17 protein-coding genes are annotated in these 17,740 nt (G+C 70.9%); 9 read left to right on the top strand and 8 right to left on the bottom strand.

Translation table 11 applies throughout. The features are described from left to right. Window positions 1-91: 91 nt before the first annotated feature. On the top strand, window positions 92-2,092 hold the full coding sequence (locus ACN269_RS14175; protein WP_421472893.1) for a protein meaA: 2,001 nt from the start codon (window positions 92-94) through the stop codon (window positions 2,090-2,092). A gap of 16 nt (window positions 2,093-2,108) precedes the next feature. On the opposite strand, the gene ACN269_RS14170 is transcribed toward ACN269_RS14175, so the two are convergent. Beyond that, complete coding sequence (locus ACN269_RS14170) at window positions 2,109-2,405, bottom strand: DUF1540 domain-containing protein (RefSeq protein WP_421472892.1); 297 nt, start codon at window positions 2,403-2,405, stop codon at window positions 2,109-2,111. 683 nt (window positions 2,406-3,088) lie between these two features. Here ACN269_RS14170 and ACN269_RS14165 point away from each other — a divergent pair. After that, entirely contained in the window at window positions 3,089-3,652 is a 564-nt protein-coding gene (locus ACN269_RS14165) for a hypothetical protein (protein ID WP_421472891.1), read from the top strand. 159 nt (window positions 3,653-3,811) lie between these two features. Here the strand turns inward: ACN269_RS14165 and ACN269_RS14160 are convergent, their stop codons facing one another. After that, entirely contained in the window at window positions 3,812-4,429 is a 618-nt protein-coding gene (locus tag ACN269_RS14160; protein WP_421472890.1) for a DUF4126 domain-containing protein, read from the bottom strand. 71 nt (window positions 4,430-4,500) lie between these two features. Between ACN269_RS14160 and nucS the strand changes: the two genes are divergently transcribed. Then, the gene (gene nucS, locus ACN269_RS14155) at window positions 4,501-5,160 is read left to right on the top strand and encodes an endonuclease NucS (RefSeq protein ID WP_421472889.1); all 660 of its coding nucleotides are present in this window, start codon (window positions 4,501-4,503) and stop codon (window positions 5,158-5,160) included. A gap of 6 nt (window positions 5,161-5,166) precedes the next feature. Here the strand turns inward: nucS and ACN269_RS14150 are convergent, their stop codons facing one another. Then, window positions 5,167-5,826, bottom strand: coding sequence for a methyltransferase domain-containing protein (locus tag ACN269_RS14150; RefSeq protein WP_421472888.1), 660 nt, complete (start codon window positions 5,824-5,826; stop codon window positions 5,167-5,169). Window positions 5,827-5,905: 79 nt separating this feature from the next. Next, window positions 5,906-7,402, bottom strand: coding sequence for an aldehyde dehydrogenase family protein (locus ACN269_RS14145; protein ID WP_421472887.1), 1,497 nt, complete (start codon window positions 7,400-7,402; stop codon window positions 5,906-5,908). Window positions 7,403-7,659: 257 nt separating this feature from the next. On the opposite strand from ACN269_RS14145, the gene ACN269_RS14140 reads away from it, so the two are divergent. The 5 genes from ACN269_RS14140 (at window position 7,660) to ACN269_RS14120 (ending at window position 12,465) form a co-directional block, all read left to right on the top strand. Continuing rightward, entirely contained in the window at window positions 7,660-8,076 is a 417-nt protein-coding gene (locus tag ACN269_RS14140; RefSeq protein ID WP_421472886.1) for an FHA domain-containing protein, read from the top strand. Between the two features lie 93 nt (window positions 8,077-8,169). Further along, window positions 8,170-9,270, top strand: a complete 1,101-nt coding sequence (locus tag ACN269_RS14135) for an alpha/beta fold hydrolase (protein WP_421472885.1) — start codon at window positions 8,170-8,172, stop codon at window positions 9,268-9,270. 120 nt (window positions 9,271-9,390) lie between these two features. Beyond that, complete coding sequence (locus ACN269_RS14130; RefSeq protein WP_421472884.1) at window positions 9,391-11,181, top strand: 3-hydroxyacyl-CoA dehydrogenase family protein; 1,791 nt, start codon at window positions 9,391-9,393, stop codon at window positions 11,179-11,181. A 62-nt stretch (window positions 11,182-11,243) separates the two neighbouring features. Next, on the top strand, window positions 11,244-11,567 hold the full coding sequence (locus ACN269_RS14125) for a hypothetical protein (protein WP_421472883.1): 324 nt from the start codon (window positions 11,244-11,246) through the stop codon (window positions 11,565-11,567). Between the two features lie 100 nt (window positions 11,568-11,667). Then, entirely contained in the window at window positions 11,668-12,465 is a 798-nt protein-coding gene (locus ACN269_RS14120; protein WP_421472882.1) for an alpha/beta hydrolase, read from the top strand. 27 nt (window positions 12,466-12,492) lie between these two features. Here the strand turns inward: ACN269_RS14120 and ACN269_RS14115 are convergent, their stop codons facing one another. The 3 genes from ACN269_RS14115 to ACN269_RS14105 form a co-directional block, all read right to left on the bottom strand. After that, window positions 12,493-13,587 carry an AI-2E family transporter gene (locus tag ACN269_RS14115; protein WP_421476339.1) on the bottom strand — a complete coding sequence of 365 codons (1,095 nt, stop codon included), beginning with the start codon at window positions 13,585-13,587 and terminating at the stop codon, window positions 12,493-12,495. Window positions 13,588-13,709: 122 nt separating this feature from the next. Beyond that, window positions 13,710-13,898 (bottom strand): DUF397 domain-containing protein, encoded by a 189-nt coding sequence (locus ACN269_RS14110; protein ID WP_421472881.1) that lies wholly within the window; start codon window positions 13,896-13,898, stop codon window positions 13,710-13,712. Further along, window positions 13,889-14,668, bottom strand: coding sequence for a helix-turn-helix domain-containing protein (locus ACN269_RS14105; protein ID WP_421476337.1), 780 nt, complete (start codon window positions 14,666-14,668; stop codon window positions 13,889-13,891). Before ACN269_RS14105 ends, ACN269_RS14110 begins: the two co-directional genes overlap by 10 nt. A 344-nt stretch (window positions 14,669-15,012) precedes the next feature. Here ACN269_RS14105 and ACN269_RS14100 point away from each other — a divergent pair, with 344 nt between their 5' ends. Then, complete coding sequence (locus tag ACN269_RS14100; RefSeq protein ID WP_421476335.1) at window positions 15,013-15,342, top strand: hypothetical protein; 330 nt, start codon at window positions 15,013-15,015, stop codon at window positions 15,340-15,342. A gap of 92 nt (window positions 15,343-15,434) precedes the next feature. On the opposite strand, the gene ACN269_RS14095 is transcribed toward ACN269_RS14100, so the two are convergent. Then, the gene (locus ACN269_RS14095) at window positions 15,435-17,606 is read right to left on the bottom strand and encodes a hypothetical protein (RefSeq protein WP_421472880.1); all 2,172 of its coding nucleotides are present in this window, start codon (window positions 17,604-17,606) and stop codon (window positions 15,435-15,437) included. Window positions 17,607-17,740: the final 134 nt, after the last annotated feature.

Below are 17,740 nucleotides of genomic sequence, written 5' to 3'. Positions count from 1 at the left end.
ACCGCGGGCGCTTCGCGCCCGGCCGTCCCCGACATGGACCTGTGTGGTTTTCCACAACCTCTTCTACTCGGCGGTAACTTAGACTCCGGCCATGGATGAGACGCCGAGCCGGCTGCCCGAGCGGGACCGCCCGTGGGTCATGCGCACGTACGCCGGCCACTCGTCGGCCGCCGCCACCAACGCGCTCTTCCGCCGCAACCTCGCCAAGGGTCAGACCGGCCTGTCGGTCGCCTTCGACCTACCCACCCAGACCGGCTACGACCCCGATCACGAGCTGGCCGCCGGCGAGGTCGGCCGGGTCGGCGTGCCGGTGGCCCACCTGGGCGACATGCGGGCGCTCTTCGACGGCATTCCGCTCGCCGAGATGAACACCTCGATGACCATCAACGCCCCGGCGATGTGGCTGCTCGCGCTCTACGGGACCGTGGCGGCGGAACAGGGATCGACCACCGACAGGCTCTCCGGCACCACGCAGAACGACATCATCAAGGAGTACCTGTCCCGGGGGACGTACATCTTTCCGCCGGCGGCCTCGCTGCGCCTGACGGCGGACGTCATCGCCCACACGCTGACGACGATGCCCAGGTGGAACCCGGTCAACATCTGCTCGTACCACCTTCAGGAGGCTGGCGCGACGCCCGTGCAGGAGGTCGGCTTCGCGCTGGCCACCGCCGTCGCCGTCCTCGATACGGTCCGCGACTCCGGGCAGGTGCCCGCCGAGCGGATGGGTGACGTGGTGCAGCGCGTCTCGTTCTTCGTCAACGCCGGGGTGCGTTTCGTCGAGGAGATCGCCAAGATGCGCGCGTTCGGAGTGCTCTGGGACGAGATCACCCGAGACCGGTACGGCGTGTCCGAGGCCCGGCAGCGACGGTTTCGCTACGGCGTACAGGTCAACTCGCTCGGCCTCACCGAGGCGCAGCCGGAGAACAACATCCAGCGCATCGTGCTGGAGATGCTCGGCGTGACGATGTCCCGGGACGCCCGCGCCCGCGCCGTGCAACTGCCCGCCTGGAACGAGGCGCTCGGCCTGCCCCGGCCCTGGGACCAGCAGTGGTCGCTCCGGATGCAGCAGGTCCTGGCGTACGAGTCGGACCTGCTCGAATACCCCGACCTCTTCGCCGGCTCGCACGTGATGACCGCGCTCGTCGACGAGATCGTCACCGGGGCGCGGGACGAACTGGACGCCGTGTTGGAGATGGGCGGTGTGGTGGCCGCCGTGGAATCCGGCTATCTCAAGAGCGCGCTGGTCGCCTCGCTGGCCGAGCGCCGCCGCCGGATGGAGTCCGGCGTCGACGTGGTGGTGGGCGTCAACCGCTTCGCCGAGACCGAACCGTCCCCGCTGACGGCGGCGGGCGCCGAGGCCGTCGTACAGGTCGATCCCATGGTCGAGGCGGCCGCCGTCGCCTCCGTACGCGAATGGCGTGCCGGACGCGACGGCGCGGCGGTCGACGCGGCACTGGCCCGGCTCCGCGCGGACGCCGCGACCACCACCAACCTGATGCCGGCGACCCTGGAGTGTGTGCGGGTCGGGGTGACCACCGGGGAGTGGGCCGGCGCGCTGCGTGCGGTCTTCGGTGAGTACCGGGCACCGACCGGCCTGTCCGGCGCCACCGGCAGCGGTGGCGACGCGGGTCTCGCCGCGGTCCGCGAGCGGGTCGCCGCGACCGCGCGCGAGCTGGGCAGCGGACGGCTGCGGTTGCTCGTCGGCAAGCCGGGCCTGGACGGGCACTCGAACGGCGCGGAGCAGATCGCCGTTCGCGCTCGCGACGCCGGCTTCGAGGTCGTCTACCAGGGCATCCGGCTGACCGCCGGGCAGATCGTCGCGGCCGCCGTCGAGGAGGACGTCGACCTGGTCGGGCTTTCGGTGTTGTCCGGCTCGCACCTGGCGGCCGTGCCCGCGGTGCTCGACGGGCTGCGGGCCGCCGGCCGCGCGGACCTGCCCGTGGTGGTCGGCGGCATCATCCCCGCCGGTGACGCGGATCTCCTGCTCACCGCCGGGGTGGCCCGGGTCTTCACTCCGAAGGACTTCGCCCTCACCGGGATCGTCGACGACCTGGTGACGGTCATCCGGCAGGCCAACGACCTGCCCTGACGGGTTGCCGAAGGGGTCAGCGACCCGCGTACGTCATGCAGTCGGCCAGGTCGTTGTCCGGCCCCACCTTGATCGACGAGGCGTGGCACTCCAACTGCTCGTTGTGCCGGCAGTCGGCACGCTGGCAGGCGCCCACCTGCGCGGTGAGGCCGTCCACCCCGCCCCGGACGGGTGACTCGACGAAGGTGTGGCAGTGCGCGTGGTCCATGCTGCCGATGGTGATCGCGAAGGCGTGGCAGTCACCGCCCTGGTTGTACGCGCACGCTGCGACGACACATTCCTGGACTCGGGGCATCTCCATTGCAGCGGTCATGCCGACCTCCTCTAGTGTCTTGCCCCGATATTAGGCTTTCGCGACCCTGCGCTGGGCATGATCGACTCGACACCGTCGATCTGGGGGTATCAACCGGCCTCGGATGCCCCCAGTTCGGCGATCTCGTGTGGATCACCACCCCGCAGGGTCGTCGACGGTGTCGGTTGGGCGTTATGTCCGTTGATGGTGGCCGGGTGCGCGGGTGTGCGGGGATCATCGCGGGTCGGTGATCCACCGCCCTGCGGGCCGTGCCTCCCCGTGTCGTGCCCTTTGCTCTGCTTCAGCCCAGGCGACACCCGCTGTCCGATTATCGGACGGCAGGTGTTTCCTCGGTTGAAGCAGAGCAAAGGCCCCGGCGAATGACCCCGGCCCGCCGGGCGTTACGCACCGACCGGCACGACGTCCCACGGGCCGCCGCCTGCGGGAATGGCCCCGACCCCCGGGTCGTTACACCCGGACCGGCCGCCGCGAGCCCCCCGGCTTGCAAGCCGCCACGCCCCCGGGAATGGCCCCGGCCCGCCGGTCGTTACACCCGGACCGGCCGCGCCGCGAACCCCCGGCTCGCAGGCCGCCCCCTCAAGACTTCGCATGAGCGCCCGGACGAGGTGCTGACACCCCGGCGTCACCGATCCCCCCGAATGGGTGACGCGGGGGTGTTTCCTACCCCCGAAGGAGCAACCCTGATGAACACGATCTTCCGCAAGAGCATGCTGTCCATTGCTGGTCTCGCGTTCGCCGGTGGCGTCTTCGCCGGCCCCATCGCCGCCCACGCCAACCCGGCCGTGGACACCAAGCCCGTCGCCGCCGCGGTGCAGAGCGCCGCGCCGAAGCCGCAGGGCACCCAGTCGCACATCGACCTCAACGACGAGCAGACCGCCAACGCCAAGGCCATCATCGCCGCCACGAAGAAGGCCGGTCTGCCCGAGCGGGCCGCGGTCATCTCCATCGCGACCAGCCTGCAGGAGTCCAAGCTGGAGAACCTGGGTCACCTCGGCGACGCCAACGACCACGACTCCCTCGGCCTGTTCCAGCAGCGCCCCTCCTCCGGTTGGGGCACGCCGGAGCAGATCACCAACCCCGAGTACTCGACGACCGCGTTCCTCAAGGGCCTGCGCCAGGTGGACGGCTGGCAGGACATGCCGCTGACCGACGCCGCGCAGACCGTGCAGGTCTCCGCCTACCCGGACGCCTATGCCCAGTGGGAGCAGCAGGCCACCGACCTCGTCGCCCACCACTGGAACAGCTAAGACCTCACACCGATGGCCGGCACCCTGAACGGGTGCCGGCCATCGGCGTACCTCCAGATCTTGGACACTTCCCGTCATCAGTTGACGGAAAGTGTCCAAGATCTGGAGATGCGAGAGCGCGCAGGCGGCGCAGCCTCGGTGAGGAGGGCGTACCGGAGGTCAGACGCGGAAGCCGGCGGCGCGGGCCGCCTCGCGTTCCCGGCGGCGTTCGGAGCGTCGACGGAGGAACCAGTAGACGAAGACGACCAGGCCCACCAGGAAGGCGAGTACGAGCACCGGCAGGATGACCGCGACCAGGGACATGATCACGCTCGTCGCGTCCTCGGCGGTGCTGGCCACCGGGGCGCCGAACCCAGCGGTGGTGGCGTTGACGACCGGGCGTGCGGCGGATTTGAGCAGGTGTACACCGAAGGCGAGGAGTACGCCCGTGGCGACCGGCACCCATTGGTGGCTGGAGAAGAAGCTCCCCGGGTCGCTGACGGTCACGGTCTCCGACGACGAGCCGGCCCCGAAGGCGAGACCACCGGCGGTGGGTCGGACGACGGTCTGCACCACGTCGTTGACGTGGTCGACGACCGGCACCTTGTCCGCCACCATCTCGACGGCGAGCAGGACGGCCAGGATGACGATGACCCAGCCGTTGCCGAGCCACGTCCAGCCGCTGGGCAGGTCGATCAGGTTGGTGTAGCGGCCGAGCAGGCCGAGGACGAGCAGGGGTATGTAGGCGTTCAACCCCGCCGAGGCGGCGAGGCCGGTGCCGGTGAGAACTTCGAACACGGTCTCAGCATCGCACCGACGCGCCAGTGCCGCTCGGTGGCGGTTGCGGGCTGCTCGGCTACCCTCGTCGGGTGCGGTTGGTCATTGCGAAGTGCTCGGTGGACTACGTCGGACGGCTCTCGGCTCACCTGCCGCCGGCGACCCGGCTGTTGATGGTGAAGGCGGACGGGTCGGTGTCGATCCACGCCGACGACCGTGCGTACAAGCCGCTGAACTGGATGAGCCCGCCGTGTCGGCTGGAGGAGGCCCCCGGCGTGTGGCGGGTGGTCAACAAGGCCGGCGAGGAGTTGCGGATCACCCTGGAGGAGGTCTTCCAGGACACCTCGTACGAGCTGGGTGTGGATCCCGGCCTGCGCAAGGACGGGGTGGAGGCGCACCTACAGGAGTTGCTGGCGGCCAACCCGAGCGTGCTGGGCGAGGGGTTCACGTTGGTGCGCCGCGAGTACATGACGGCGATCGGCCCGGTGGACCTGCTGTGCCGGGACGCGAACTCCGGCGCCGTGGCCGTCGAGGTCAAGCGGCGTGGCGAGATCGACGGCGTGGAGCAGTTGACCCGTTACCTCGAACTCATGAACCGTGACCCGCTGCTCAGCCCGGTCACCGGGGTGTTCGCCGCGCAGGAGATCAAGCCGCAGGCCCGGGTGCTCGCCGCCGACCGGGGCATCCGGTGCGTCGTCGTCAACTACGACCGGCTACGTGGCATCGAGAAGGACGAGCTGACCCTTTTCTGATCCGGCTCAGCGTCCGGTCCGTACGGCGATCAACGACTTCGGCAGGCCGAAGACCCGCTCGACGAGCATTGTCGAGTCGGGAAAGTAGTGACGCATCTGCGAACGGTCCAGCAGTTCGGTCCAGAGCACCTGGTGGATGGCGGCCTCGTGGCTGCGGGTCGGTTTGTGCCCGAGGGGCCAACGGCGAGCGAGCGCCGTGCGCATCCGGATCGGTAGGAACTGCATCCCGGGCGCGATCCAGTGCGGCTCGATGGGGAAGTAGCGGTAGGGCGTCTGCACCCAGTGCCGATCGGCCAGCGAACGGGCCGTGGCGGAGAACCGCAGCCGGCGTTCGTGGCCGCCGACGTGTTCCAGCACCGAGTTGGAGAAGACCAGGTCGTAGCCGCCCTTGGCGACGTGGGGTGGCAGGTCGCAGGCGTCGGCCTGCTCGACGTGGGCCCATTCGGGCACGGCGGCGGGCGGCTGCTCCAGGTTGACCACGGTGACGCGGGCCGGCCGCACGCTGGCGCGTTGCCAGGTACCGAGCCGGCCACCGAGATCGACGACGTGCATGTCGGCGATGTCGGGAAAGGTGCGCGCCAGCCATTCCGAACGACGACGCCGCTGTCGAGCGCTCCACGACTGGTCACTGTCGACAAGGCGGTGGCGCAATCGATTGGGGCCCATTTAACGCAATGTACCGCCGTGCCTACGATGACTAAACATGTGGATACGCCGATCGGGTCGGAGATCGGCTATCCGACACTCATCTGCCGTACATCACCTTGATGGCCTTGACGAGGCGCGCCACGTCGGACGGGGTGCGGTCGAAGGTCATCGACGGCAGCAGTGAACGCGCCCGACGCTTGGTGATGGCCTTGGCGCGGCCGAACTCGCGGAGGCCGTCCTCGCCGTGGATCCGCCCGAAGCCGGAGTCGCCGACCCCGCCGAACGGCAGCGTGGACATCCCGGCGAAGGTCAGGGTGGAGTTGACCGAGGTCATCCCCGAGCGCAGCCGCCGCGCGATGCGCACGGCACGCTGCCGGCCGAAGACCGAACCCCCCAGGCCGTACGACACGGCGTTGGCGCGGGCGACGGCCTCGTCGGCGTCGCGGACCCGGCTGATGGTCACGGTCGGACCGAAGGTCTCCTCGCGGACGGCGGCCGATTCCTCGGGTACGTCCACGAGCACGGTCGGATGCACGTACGGCGGTTGCACCGCGTCCGGGCCGCCGACCAGGGCGCGACCGCCGGAGCTGACCGCGGCCTCGATGTGGCGGCGGATCACGTCGATCTGGCCGGGCATGGTGATCGGGCCGATGTCGGCGCCCTCGGGGCCGACGGTGAGCCGGCCGGCGCGGGCGACCACCTTGTCGACGAAGGCGTCGAAGATCGTGTCGACGGCGTAGACGCGCTCGATGCCGATGCAGGTCTGCCCGGCGTTGGTCATGGCGCCCCAGACGCAGGCCTCGGCGGCGGCGTCGAGGTCGGCGTCGCTGTCGATGATCATCGCGTCCTTGCCGCCGCCCTCGATCAGCACGGGCGTCAGCGTCTCGGCACAGGCGGCCATCACCTTGCGGGCGGTCGCGGTGGAGCCGGTGAAGGCGACCTTGTCGACCCCGGAACGGCACAGCGCCGCACCGACGTCGCCGAGCCCGTGTACGGCGGTGAACACCGGCTGCTCGGGCACCACCTCCGCGAACGTGTCCACCAGCCACTGGCCGACCACGGGCGTGTACTCGCTGGGCTTGAGCACGACCGCGTTGCCGGCGGCCAGGGCGTACGCGGCGGAGCCCAGCGGGGTGAGGACCGGATAGTTCCACGGCCCGATCACACCCACCACGCCGTGCGGCTGGTATTCCAGATGCGCGGAGAACTCGGCGAGGACGAGCCGGGACCGCACCCGGCGTGGTCCGAGTACCCGGCGCGCGTTGCGGGCGGCCCAGTCGACGTGTTCGATCGCGCTGGCGATCTCGACGATGCCGTCGGCGACCGGCTTGCCGCCCTCGGCGTGCATCAACTCGGCGAGCTGCTCGACGCGTTGGGCGAGCAGCGCGCGCCAGCGCAGCAGCCGCCGACGACGGCCGGTGAAGCCCAGTCCGGCCCACCATTCGCCGGCGGGGCGGGCGCGCTCGACGGCCTGCCGTATGTCCGCGTCGGTGGCGACGGGGAGGCGGCCGGCCTCGACGCCGGTGGCCGGACTGGTGGAGACCAGCTTGTGCCCCTCGATCAGGGGGGTGCCGGGGACATGCACAGCCGTCATGGCGGAAGTCTAAACCCGAACATTACTCATGGGTAGGCCACGATTTCTCCGGTGCCGGGGTGGAGGTCGCGTCCACCCGTCCGCTCGTTGATCAGGGCAGGTCAGCTGCCGGTTGTCGGGTGGTGGCCGTCCGAACCGTCGAACAGCGGGTGACCGGGAGGTGACGAGGAGCTGACCGGCCGGTCGGTATTGACGATTACCGTCTGATGGCAGGCTGACGCGCGGAGTAATGGTGTGGGGTGGAGGGCTGACTGTCCATGGAGGACTATCCGGAACTGATGCCGTTGTTGACGGTCGCTGGTGGGCCGATGCGCGGAGCGAGCTTTCGTCTGCGGGTCGAGCCACAGGTGATCGGTCGGGCGCCGACCGGCCACGTGGTCATCAACGATCCGCATCTGAGTCGCCAGCACGCCGAGGTGTGGCTGGCTCCCGAGGGCGCGTCGCTACGCGACCTGGGCTCGACCAACGGCACCTGGCTCAACGACCGCCGGATCACCGAGGTGGAACGTCTCTCCGACGGTGACGTGATCCGACTGGGCCGCACCGAGCTGCGCCTCTTCGATCCGGGGGTCGCCCACACGGATCCGGTCGGGCTCAGCTTCGGGGTGTCCCGGCGGGACGTCCGACCGACGCTGCCACTGCCGCTGGCCACACCACCCGGGGCTCGCCGCTGACCCTGAGCCTGCCGCAGTTGGTGGTCGGCCACACCGTGCGGTGTCCCGGCGTGGCTGGTCGGCACCTGGACCGGTGGGAGCCGGCGTGGCAGCATGCCGCGGATGGAAATCGAGCAGCGTGTCGTGACGGCGAACGGCGTGACCCAGGCGGTACGGGTGGCCGGTCCGCCGGACGGGACTCCGGTGCTGCTGGTCCACGGCAACTGCTCCTCATCGCTGTTCTGGGAGCCGTTGATCCGTCGGCTGCCACCGACGCTGCGGGTCGTCGCTCCCGACCTGCGCGGGTTCGGTGACTCGGCGACCGCTGCGGTGGACGCCACCCGGGGCCTGCGGGACTTCGCCGACGACGTCGCCGCCCTGCTGGACGACCCGACGCTCTTCCCGGGCGTCGACGCCGGCAGCGCCGACGCTGCTGGTGGGGTCCGACCGGTCGTGGTCGGGCACTCCCTCGGTGGAGGAGTCGCCATGCGGCTGCTGGTCGACCATCCACACCGGGTGGGCGCGCTACTGCTGGCTGCGCCCGTGTCGCCGTACGGCTTCGGTGGCACGCGCGACCTGAGCGGCACGCCGACCACGCCCGACTTCGCCGGTACCGGTGCCGGCACCGCGAACGCGGAGTTCGTGGCCCGGCTCGCCGCGGGCGACCGGAGCGCCGAGGGGCCGGCCAGCCCGCGCGAGGTGCTGCGGGCGACCTACGTGGCCGACCCGGCCTCGCTCGGCGTCGACGAGGAGTTGCTGCTCGACAGTGTGCTGTCCACGACGATCGGCGAGGACAACTACCCGGGCACGTCGGCGGGGTCGGAGAACTGGCCCGGCACCGCGCCCGGGAAGCGGGGCGTGCTGAACGCGCTCGCGCCGACCTGGTTCCGGGTCGCCGACGAACTGGTGGCCGTCGCCGAGAAGCCCCCGGTCACCTGGGTACGCGGTGACGCCGACGTGATCGTCTCGGACACGTCGCTGTTCGACCTGGCTTACCTCGGTTCACTCGGTGCCGTACCCGGATGGCCGGGGGCGGAGTCCTGCCCGCCGCAGCCGATGGTCGGCCAGACCCGTGCGGTGCTGGAACGGTACGCGGCGGCCGGCGGCGCGTACCGTGAGGTGGTGTTGCCCGGCTGCGGGCACAGCCCGCACCTGGAGCGGCCGGCGGAGTTCGTGGCGGAGCTGCTGGCGCTGACCGACGCGCAGGCCGCGTAGGGCTGCGCCGTGGGTGAAATATCCCACGGCGTCTCGACAACCCGGCGGCGCGTGGCAGACTCGCGCGCAAAGCCTTAGCGGCCGTTCAGCGGCCGTGCGGAGTGTCTGGGGAGGCCCGTCGTGGCGCGCGAGTTCAGCACCGTCGGTGTCGTGGGGCTGGGCACCATGGGTGCCGGCATCGTCGAGGTCTTCGCCCGCAACGGCATCGACGTCGTCGCGGTCGAGATCGCCGAGTCGGCGCTGGAGCGCGGTCGGGCCACCCTGAAGGGCTCCACCGACCGGGCGGTCGCCAAGGGCAAGCTCGCCGAGGCGGACCGCGACGCCCTGCACGAGCGGGTGCACTTCGCGGTCGGGTTGGACGCGTTGCACTCGGTGGACCTGGTCATCGAGGCGGTGCCCGAGCACCTGGACCTCAAACAGCGGATCTTCGCGGAGCTGGACCGAGTCTGCAAGCCGGAGACCATCCTCGCCACCAACACCTCGTCGCTGAGCGTCACCGAGATCTCGGTGGCGACCAGCCGGCCCAACCAGGTGATCGGCATCCACTTCTTCAACCCGGCGCCGGTGATGAAGCTGGTCGAGGTGGTTCGCACCGTCGTCACCGCGCCCGAGGTGGTGGCCGACGTCGAGGCCCTGTGCGCCCGGCTCGGCAAGGTCGACGTCACCATCAACGACCGGGCCGGCTTCATCGCCAACGCGCTGCTCTTCGGCTACCTCAACCACGCGGTCGCGATGGTCGAGTCGCACTACGCGACCCGGGAGGACATCGACGCCGCGATGAAGCTCGGCTGCGGCCTGCCGATGGGCCCACTGGCGCTGATGGACCTGATCGGCCTGGACACCGCGTACGAGATCCTGGACACCATGTACCGGCGGGGCGGCCGGGACCGCCGACACGCCCCGGTGCCGCTGCTCAAGCAGATGGTCACGGCGGGGCTGCTCGGCCGCAAGTCCGGTCGGGGTTTCTACACCTACGAGCGGCCCGGCTCGCCGAGGGTCGTACCCGATGCAACGACGCCGCCCGCGACGGACGCCGCGCTCGCCGACGGCGCGCGCGCCATCACGAAGGTCGGCATCGTGGGTTCCGGGACGATGGCCACCGGGATCATCGAGGTGTTCGCCAAGGCCGGGTACGAGGTCGTCTCGGTGACCCGGGGCGCGGAGAAGTCCGCGTCGGTGTGCGAAGCCGTGAAGACGTCGCTGAACAAGGGCGTGGTCCGGGGCAAGCTCGCCGAGGCCGACCGGGACGCGGCGCTGGGCCGGATCACCTGGTCGGCGACCCTCGACCACCTTGCCGACGTCGACCTGGTCGTCGAGGCGGTCGTCGAGGAGCTCAGCGTCAAGAAGGCGCTCTTCGCCAGCCTCGACGAGATCTGCAAGCCGGGCGTGGTGCTGGCCACCACCACCTCGTCCCTGCCGGTGATCGACGTGGCGATGGCCACCCAGCGACCGGCCGACGTGGTGGGCCTGCACTTCTTCAACCCGGCGCCGGTAATGCCGCTGATCGAGGTGGTCCAGACCATCCGAACCTCGCCGGAGACCACCGCGACCGCGCGGGCGGTCTGCGCGGCGCTGGGCAAGACCGGCGTGGTCTGCGGCGACCGGTCCGGTTTCATCGTCAACGCGCTGCTCTTCCCGTACCTGAACGACGCGGTCAGGATGCTGGAGGCCAGCTACTCCACGGCCGACGACATCGACCACGCCATGAAGCTGGGCTGCGGCTACCCGATGGGCCCGTTCGAGCTGCTCGACGTGGTGGGACTGGACGTCGCGCTGGCCATTCAGCGGGAGCTGTACCTGGAGCTGCGCGAGCCGGGCTTCGCGCCCGCGCCGCTGCTGGAACACCTGGTAACGGCCGGCTACCTGGGCCGCAAGACCCGTCGCGGCTTCCGCGACCACTCGCACCGCTGACCGCGAGCGACCCGACGACCGCCCGGGCCGTCCCACCCGAGGTGACCGTACGCTTGGTGACTGTGAGCCCCCGTCGCAACCGCCCTCGCCGGGACGAGAACGCGAACCTGGACGCCGACCGGGTCCGCCAGGGCGTCGCCTCGGTGCAGCAGTGGACCGACGGCGCCTGGCAGGTACGCGGGATCGGGGCGGGGGCGTCGGTCAAGACGTACCGCTGTCCGGGGTGTGACCAGGAGATCCGGCCCGGGGTGGCGCATCTGGTGGCCTGGCCGGCCGACGGTCTGGGTGACCTGACCGACCGCCGGCACTGGCACAGCGGCTGCTGGCGTGCCCGGGAGCGGCGCGGCCCGTCGGTGCAGCGCGGCCGGGGCGCGCCGCGCTACTGAACCACCCTGCCGGTACGCCTGGCGTCACGGTTCAGCGACCTGGATCACGCTGTTCGTGCCTGGGCGGGCGGCGACGCCGACTTCGCGACAGACTATGGCGGTGAGCACAGCGATCCGCGCGTCGTCGATCCTGCCCGGCCGCCGGGAGGACATCGAGCTGCACACCGCCGACGGGCTGCGGCTGGTCGGCGAGCTGGCCCTGCCGGCCGACCGGCCGCCGGTGGCCACCCTCGTCTGCCTGCACCCGCTGCCCACGCACGGCGGGATGATGGACAGCCACGTGTTCCGCAAGGCAGCCTGGCGGCTGCCGGCGCTCGCCGACCTGGCCGTGCTGCGGTTCAACACCCGGGGCACCAGCAGCGTGCGCGGCACCAGCGAGGGCGCGTTCGACGGCGCGGTGGGCGAGCGGTACGACGTGGCCGCTGCCATCGAGTACGCGGAGTTCGCCGAACTGCCCAACATCTGGCTGGTCGGGTGGTCGTTCGGCACCGACCTGGCCCTCAAGTACGGCTGCGACCCGGCCGTGGCCGGAGCGATCCTGCTCTCGCCGCCGCTGCGCTTCTCGACGCCGGACGACCTGGCGACCTGGGCCACGTCCGGTCGGCCGCTGGTGGCGTTGGTGCCCGAGTTCGACGACTACCTGCGTCCCGCCGAGGCGCGGGAGCGGTTCGCGGCGGTGCCGCAGGCCGAGGTGGTCGGGGTGCCCGGCGCGAAGCACCTCTGGGTGGGCGACGCGGAGACGGTGCTCGACGAGATCGTCAAGCGGGTCAACCCCGGGGTCGACGTGCCACTGCCGACGACCTGGGACGGGCCGATGGAGGCGGGCGACGTCAGCGCGTACGCCGACCGGACGGTGGCCGCCTTCGCCGACACACCCGTCCCCGGCCCGGCCGACTGACCCTGCTCGGTTCCGCTCCTGGCGGCTTCAGTTGCGCTCCTGACGGGGGAGGACCACCTCGCGCAGGATCAGTTGCAGCGCGGCCACGGTGGGGATGGCGATGAGCGCGCCCACCACGCCCAGCAGCGCCACGCCGAGCAGCGCCGCCAGCAGGGCGGCGACCTCGTTGACCTCGACCGAGCGCCGCATCACCTTCGGGTAGATCAGATAGTTCTCGACCTGCTGGTAGACGAGGAAGAAGACCGCGCAGGCGATGCCGGTGGGCAGGTCGGCGGCGAAGCCGACCAGGCTCACGATCACCGCCCCCAGGGTCGCACCGATCTGCGGGATCAGATCGGTGACGGCGACGACCACGGCCAGTGCGAAGGGGTACGGCAGGCCGACGATCAGCGCGAAGACGAACGTGGTCGCGCCGGCCAGGACCGCGATGCTCAACGCGCCGACCATGTACGCGCCCACCTTGGTGAGGATGGCATCGCCGATCAACGCCGCCCGCTCGCGGCGGGACCGGGGCACCAGCGCGTAGCCCAGGGAACGCAGCTTGTCGAAGTAGGCCAAGAAGTAGATGGTCAGCACCAGCACGGTCAGCGTCCGGAACACCGTGCCGAAGATCAGTTGGGCGCCACCGAGGACCCCGCCGAGGGCCCGGCCGATGGTGTCGGCGTTGGCCGCGCCCTGCACCCGCTCCACCACGTCGTACCGCTCCACCAGGTCGTTCACCGTGGGATTGCGACGCAACTCGTCGAGCAGGCTCGGGATCTGGTCGATGAACTGCCCGGACTGCGTCACGATCGGCGGGACCAGCGCCACGATGCCGCCGCAGAGCAGCAGCACCACGGTCAGCGCCACCACCGCCACCGCCAGGCCGTGGGGCACACCCCAGGTGCGCAGGCGCACCACCGCCGGGTTGAGGCCCACCGCGAGGAAGAGCGCGATCACCACCAGCACCAGAATGCCGCCGGCATTCCGGATCCCCAGATAGAGGGTGTACGCCAGCAGCACGCCCAGCGCGCCGGTGAAGCCGACGAGGAAACTGCTGCGCCGCAGCGGACGCCCCGGCGTGCCGAACTTTCCCGACGGGACCGCCGGCGGCTCGTCCGGGTCGAATCCCGGGGCGGGCACCGGGACCGGCGGAGGCGTCCCAGGCTCGGCCGGAGGTGCTTCGGGCTGGGCTGAAGAGGACTCGGGGGTCGGGTCCGGGTCGTCGCCGGACGGGTCACGCTGCGGCACCAGGGCCTCCCGGCTCAGACGGTGGGACGACGGGTCGCCACCACGAACGCCCGCCACGCGGCCGGCGCGAAGAGCAGCACCGTGCCGGACGGGTCCTTGCTGTCCCGCACCCCCACCACGCCGGGTAGGTTGTCCGCCACCTCGACACACTCACTATTGCCGCTGCGAGTTGAGGTGCGCCAAACCGCGCCGCTCAGGTGCATGAATCCACTGCTTCCTTCATCAAGTCGATCGAGTGCCGATGGGAGAGCGCTTCGTTTCGGACCGTTTCCCATCGTGAGAGCAGCGTAGCTACGTCACCATCTCGGTCAACAACGACGCCGGCAAGCTGGTTTTCGAGGTTGCCGACCCAGCCGCCGTCCGCGCTGCGCGCGAGCGTGAAGGGTCCGGACATCCCGACGTGCACTCCAACATCGGCGGGAATCACATGCACGCTGACCGGTGGCCGCTGGGCGCAGGTGATCAGGTGGGTGAGTTGCTCGATCATGAGACCACGCAGGTGCTCGGCGGAGTGCGCCAACGCTCGCTCGTCGACTACGGCGATCAACTGCGGTGGGTCAGGCTGCGTGAGGATGGACTGGCGGTCCAGGCGGGCGTGGACTCGGCGTTCCACCTCGTCGTCGCTGAGCAGGTCGTCGCAACGGATCACGGCGCGGGCGTAGTTCTCGGTCTGGAGCAGCCCCGGGATCAGCGTGGGTTGGAAACACCGCAGTTGGCGGGCGCTTCGCTCGGCATCCAGCCACGGACGGAACCAGCTCGGCTGACCGTCCCGCTCGGCGAGCCTGAGCAGATGGACGAGGAGGCCGTCGGTGGTCAGCACCTCGTCGGCGCGGGCCAGGAAGAGCCGGTCCAGGGGCCGTTGGCCCAGCTCCAGCGCCGACACCATCGAGCCCGAATAGTGGACCAGCCGGCCGAAATCCTCCTGGCTCATCCCGGCGGCGGTCCGCAGCCGGCGCAACTGCGCGCGGATCATGTCGGCCGTCGGCGCGGTGTCGCCTTCCACAGTGCCTCCGCAGGTCGAGGGTCGATTCCACCGACCGTCCCGGCGTGCCACGCCGTCGACACAGTGCCGCCGCCGAACACGGTGATGCCTTCCGACCGTAGTGCTCTGATCAGCAGACTGTCACGTACCGGATGGTGCGGCTGTCGTCGCCCCGAGCCCCGTCTACGGCGGTGCAACCGTTTCCAGTCGAGGAGGTACCCATGCCCAGTTCTCGCCGTGCCGGTCGCGCGCTGCCCCGCACCGCAGCGTCCCGGTCGGGATGTACGCCGTCGGGCTCTGGATCGGGCGACCGGGGCCGTACGCCGGCATCCGGGCTGCCCCAGCCGCGACTTGGGCCGTACCCCGCCTTCCCCAGACCCTGCGGTGCGCGGACGCCGCACACTCCGCTGCGACCCATGTGGTGCTGCCGGGCCGACGGTCGACCGTGGCCGTGTGCGGACGCCCGGTTGCTGCTCAAGGCGGAGTTCGACGAAGACCCTGCCGCGCTGACCATCTACCTGGCCGGGCTCTACCACGAGGCAGCACACGACCTCTACCAGCTCAATCCCCACGACGGGCCGACGCCCAGGGAGTTGTTCGAACGTTTCGTGGCGTGGGGGCCGTTCCGCCGCCCGATCGTCGATCTACCCCCGGACGTCAGCTAGACCCGGCCGAAGCCGTACAGATCTTGGACACTTACCGTCACGAGCTGACGGTAAGTGTCCAAGATCTCGAAGTCAGGGGCGCGTTGGCCCTGTCAGTCCTTCTCCAGGGTGACCTTGCTGGGCTTGGCGCTGCGCTCGTCGGTGGTCGGCTTGGTGGGCCGCTTGCCGTTCTCGCCGGTACTGGTGATCTTGGTCGGCTTGGCGCCCCGGCCACCCTCCCCGGGTACGGCGGCCACCGTCGGCTCGCCGTCCACCCCGGCGCTGGCCGTGCCACCGTCGACAGTGGTCACCGGCTCGGCCACCGGCCGAGTGCTGGCCGGCCCGGCCTCGTCCGCGCTGGCGTTCGCCGGCTGCCGGACGTCGGTGGGCGAGGCCTTGAGGCCACCCGCCGCACCGCTACCGGCCGCACCGTCATTGGCGTCGTCACTGTCTCCCGGGCCGCTACCACCGCCGACCGCCACCGTCGCGGCCTCGGCCGACGCGTCGGAGCCGTCGCCCGGACCGGCCCCGCTGCCCGCCGTCACGGTCGCGGCACCGCCGCTGGCCCCCACGGTCGCGGCGCTGGCCGGGGCGTCGGGGCGGTCGCCGGTCGTCGGCGTCGGCGGACCGTCGATCGGGCCGGCGATCGTGTGCAGCCGCAGCTCCGCCATCTGGCGCTCGATCTCGTCGGACTCCTGCCGGGCCTTCCAGGTCTCCTGCCGCAGGTCGGCGAGCTGCTGCTGGGCCTGCGCGATCTCCAACATCACCTGAGCGAGCTGCTGCCGACCCGCCGCCGCCTCCTGCTGCGTCGCCGCCAGGTGCTGCTGCGTGGTCGCGAGATGCTGCTGGGTGGTGGCCGCGTACTCCTCGAACTGGCGCCGCGAGGCCGCAACGTGCTCGTCGGCCTTGCGGCGCTTGTCGCCCGCCTCGGTCTCGGCGCGGCTCAGCATCTCGGTGGCCTCGGTCTCGGCGCGCTGGCGCAGGGCCGTCGCGTCCGCCTCGGCCGCCTGGCGGATGGCGTCCGCGCCCTGCTCGATCTCGTTCTTGCGGGTGGTGTACTCGGTCTCCAGCTCGTCGCGGCGTGCGGTGTACGCGGTCTCCAGCTCGTCGCGGCGTGCCGTCCAGCCCGACTCCAGCTCCTGCTGGCGGGACTCGTGCTGCTTGTCCAGCTCGCCGCGACGCTTGGCGAACTCCTGCTCGGCGGTGGCCCGTTGCTGGGCCAGCTCCCGATCGGCCGCCTCGCGTCGGGAGTTGACCTCCTGCTCCACGCCGGCCCGCCAGGCGCCGAGCTCCTGCTGCGTCTGCGCCCGGGACTGCTGCACGTACGCCTCGGTCTCGCTGCGCATGCGCTGCACGTACGCCTCGGTCTCCGCCCGGCTGCGCTTGGCCGCCTCGGACGCCTGCGTGGTGAGCCGCTCCGCCTCCTGCTGGGCCTTGGCCCGGGTGGCTCGGCCGGCCATCGACGCGTCGTCGATGATCTGCTTGGCCTCCTGCTGGGCCTTGGCGTGGGTCGCCCGGCCCGCCTCGGTCGCGGTGTCGGTGAGCCGCTTGGCCTCCTGCTGGGCCTTGACGTGCACTTCCTTGGCCGCCTCGCGCAGCTCCGCCGCCTCCTGGCGGGCGGTGGCCAGCGCTTCGCGGGCCTCCTCGCGCAGCTTGGTGGCCTCCTGCTGGGCCCGGGTGTGGATCTCCTTGGCGGCGTCCCGCAGCTGGGTGGCCTCCTGCTGGGCCTTGGCCAGCTCGTCCTGCGCCGCCTTGCGCAGCTTCGCCGACTCGTCCTTGGCCGAGCGCAGGGTCGCGTCCGCCTCCGCGCGGCGGGAGGCGCTGTGTCGCTCCTCCTCCTGGCGTCGGGCGGCGAGAGCGATCTCGAAGTCCTTCAAAGCCCGGGCGGCCTGCTCGCGGGCTTCCTCGATGATGTGCTCGGCGGCGGCCCGGCGGGCGTCGATCTCCTCGTTGGCCGCGGACAGGATCTGTTCGGCCTGCTCCTCGGCGAGGGTGAGGATCGACTCGACCCGGGGACCCAGATGCCGGAAGGAAGCCCGGTCGACCACGTTCATCTGCTTGCGGACCTGGGTCAGATCCCGCTGCAACACCTCGACCTGGCCGGCGAGCTTGTGGATCTGTGTATAGGCCTGTTCCCGTTCGGCGGCGAGAGTCGCGATCTCGTGCTCGGCACGTGCTACGTACCGGTCAACCTGCTTCTTCTCGTACCCCCGCAGAGCGGACTCGAAGCTGGGCTCCGTGGTCACGTCCCCGCCGAGGGCGAACAGTTCCTCGCCGTGCGACATGCCCCCATCCTCACACGCATCGCCCGCGGCTGGGGCGATACGGACGCCGCTTGTGGGACCTACTTCACTCCGTGGCGAGGGCACCACACCGAGGGTTGGGAAACGCACACGGCGCGAGGTCACACCGGTCACCC

Source organism: Micromonospora sp. WMMD736 (assembly GCF_049179015.1).
Lineage (GTDB): Bacteria > Actinomycetota > Actinomycetes > Mycobacteriales > Micromonosporaceae > Micromonospora.
The sequence above is the reverse complement of the archived record's forward strand: the minus strand, read 5'-3'. Positions and strand labels throughout refer to the sequence as shown.

Bases quoted from the DNA above. Each gene is read 5' to 3' on its own strand.
- ACN269_RS14145 (WP_421472887.1), bottom strand. From the start codon at position 7,402: ATGACGGCTGTGCATGTCCCCGGCACCCCCCTGATCGAGGGGCACAAG.
- ACN269_RS14140 (WP_421472886.1), top strand. From the start codon at position 7,660: ATGGAGGACTATCCGGAACTGATGCCGTTGTTGACGGTCGCTGGTGGG.
- ACN269_RS14095 (WP_421472880.1), bottom strand. From the start codon at position 17,606: ATGTCGCACGGCGAGGAACTGTTCGCCCTCGGCGGGGACGTGACCACG.
- ACN269_RS14135 (WP_421472885.1), top strand. From the start codon at position 8,170: ATGCCGCGGATGGAAATCGAGCAGCGTGTCGTGACGGCGAACGGCGTG.
- ACN269_RS14105 (WP_421476337.1), bottom strand. From the start codon at position 14,668: ATGATCCGCGCGCAGTTGCGCCGGCTGCGGACCGCCGCCGGGATGAGC.
- ACN269_RS14150 (WP_421472888.1), bottom strand. From the start codon at position 5,826: ATGGGCCCCAATCGATTGCGCCACCGCCTTGTCGACAGTGACCAGTCG.
- ACN269_RS14170 (WP_421472892.1), bottom strand. From the start codon at position 2,405: ATGACCGCTGCAATGGAGATGCCCCGAGTCCAGGAATGTGTCGTCGCA.
- ACN269_RS14165 (WP_421472891.1), top strand. From the start codon at position 3,089: ATGAACACGATCTTCCGCAAGAGCATGCTGTCCATTGCTGGTCTCGCG.
- ACN269_RS14175 (WP_421472893.1), top strand. From the start codon at position 92: ATGGATGAGACGCCGAGCCGGCTGCCCGAGCGGGACCGCCCGTGGGTC.
- ACN269_RS14110 (WP_421472881.1), bottom strand. From the start codon at position 13,898: ATGCACCTGAGCGGCGCGGTTTGGCGCACCTCAACTCGCAGCGGCAAT.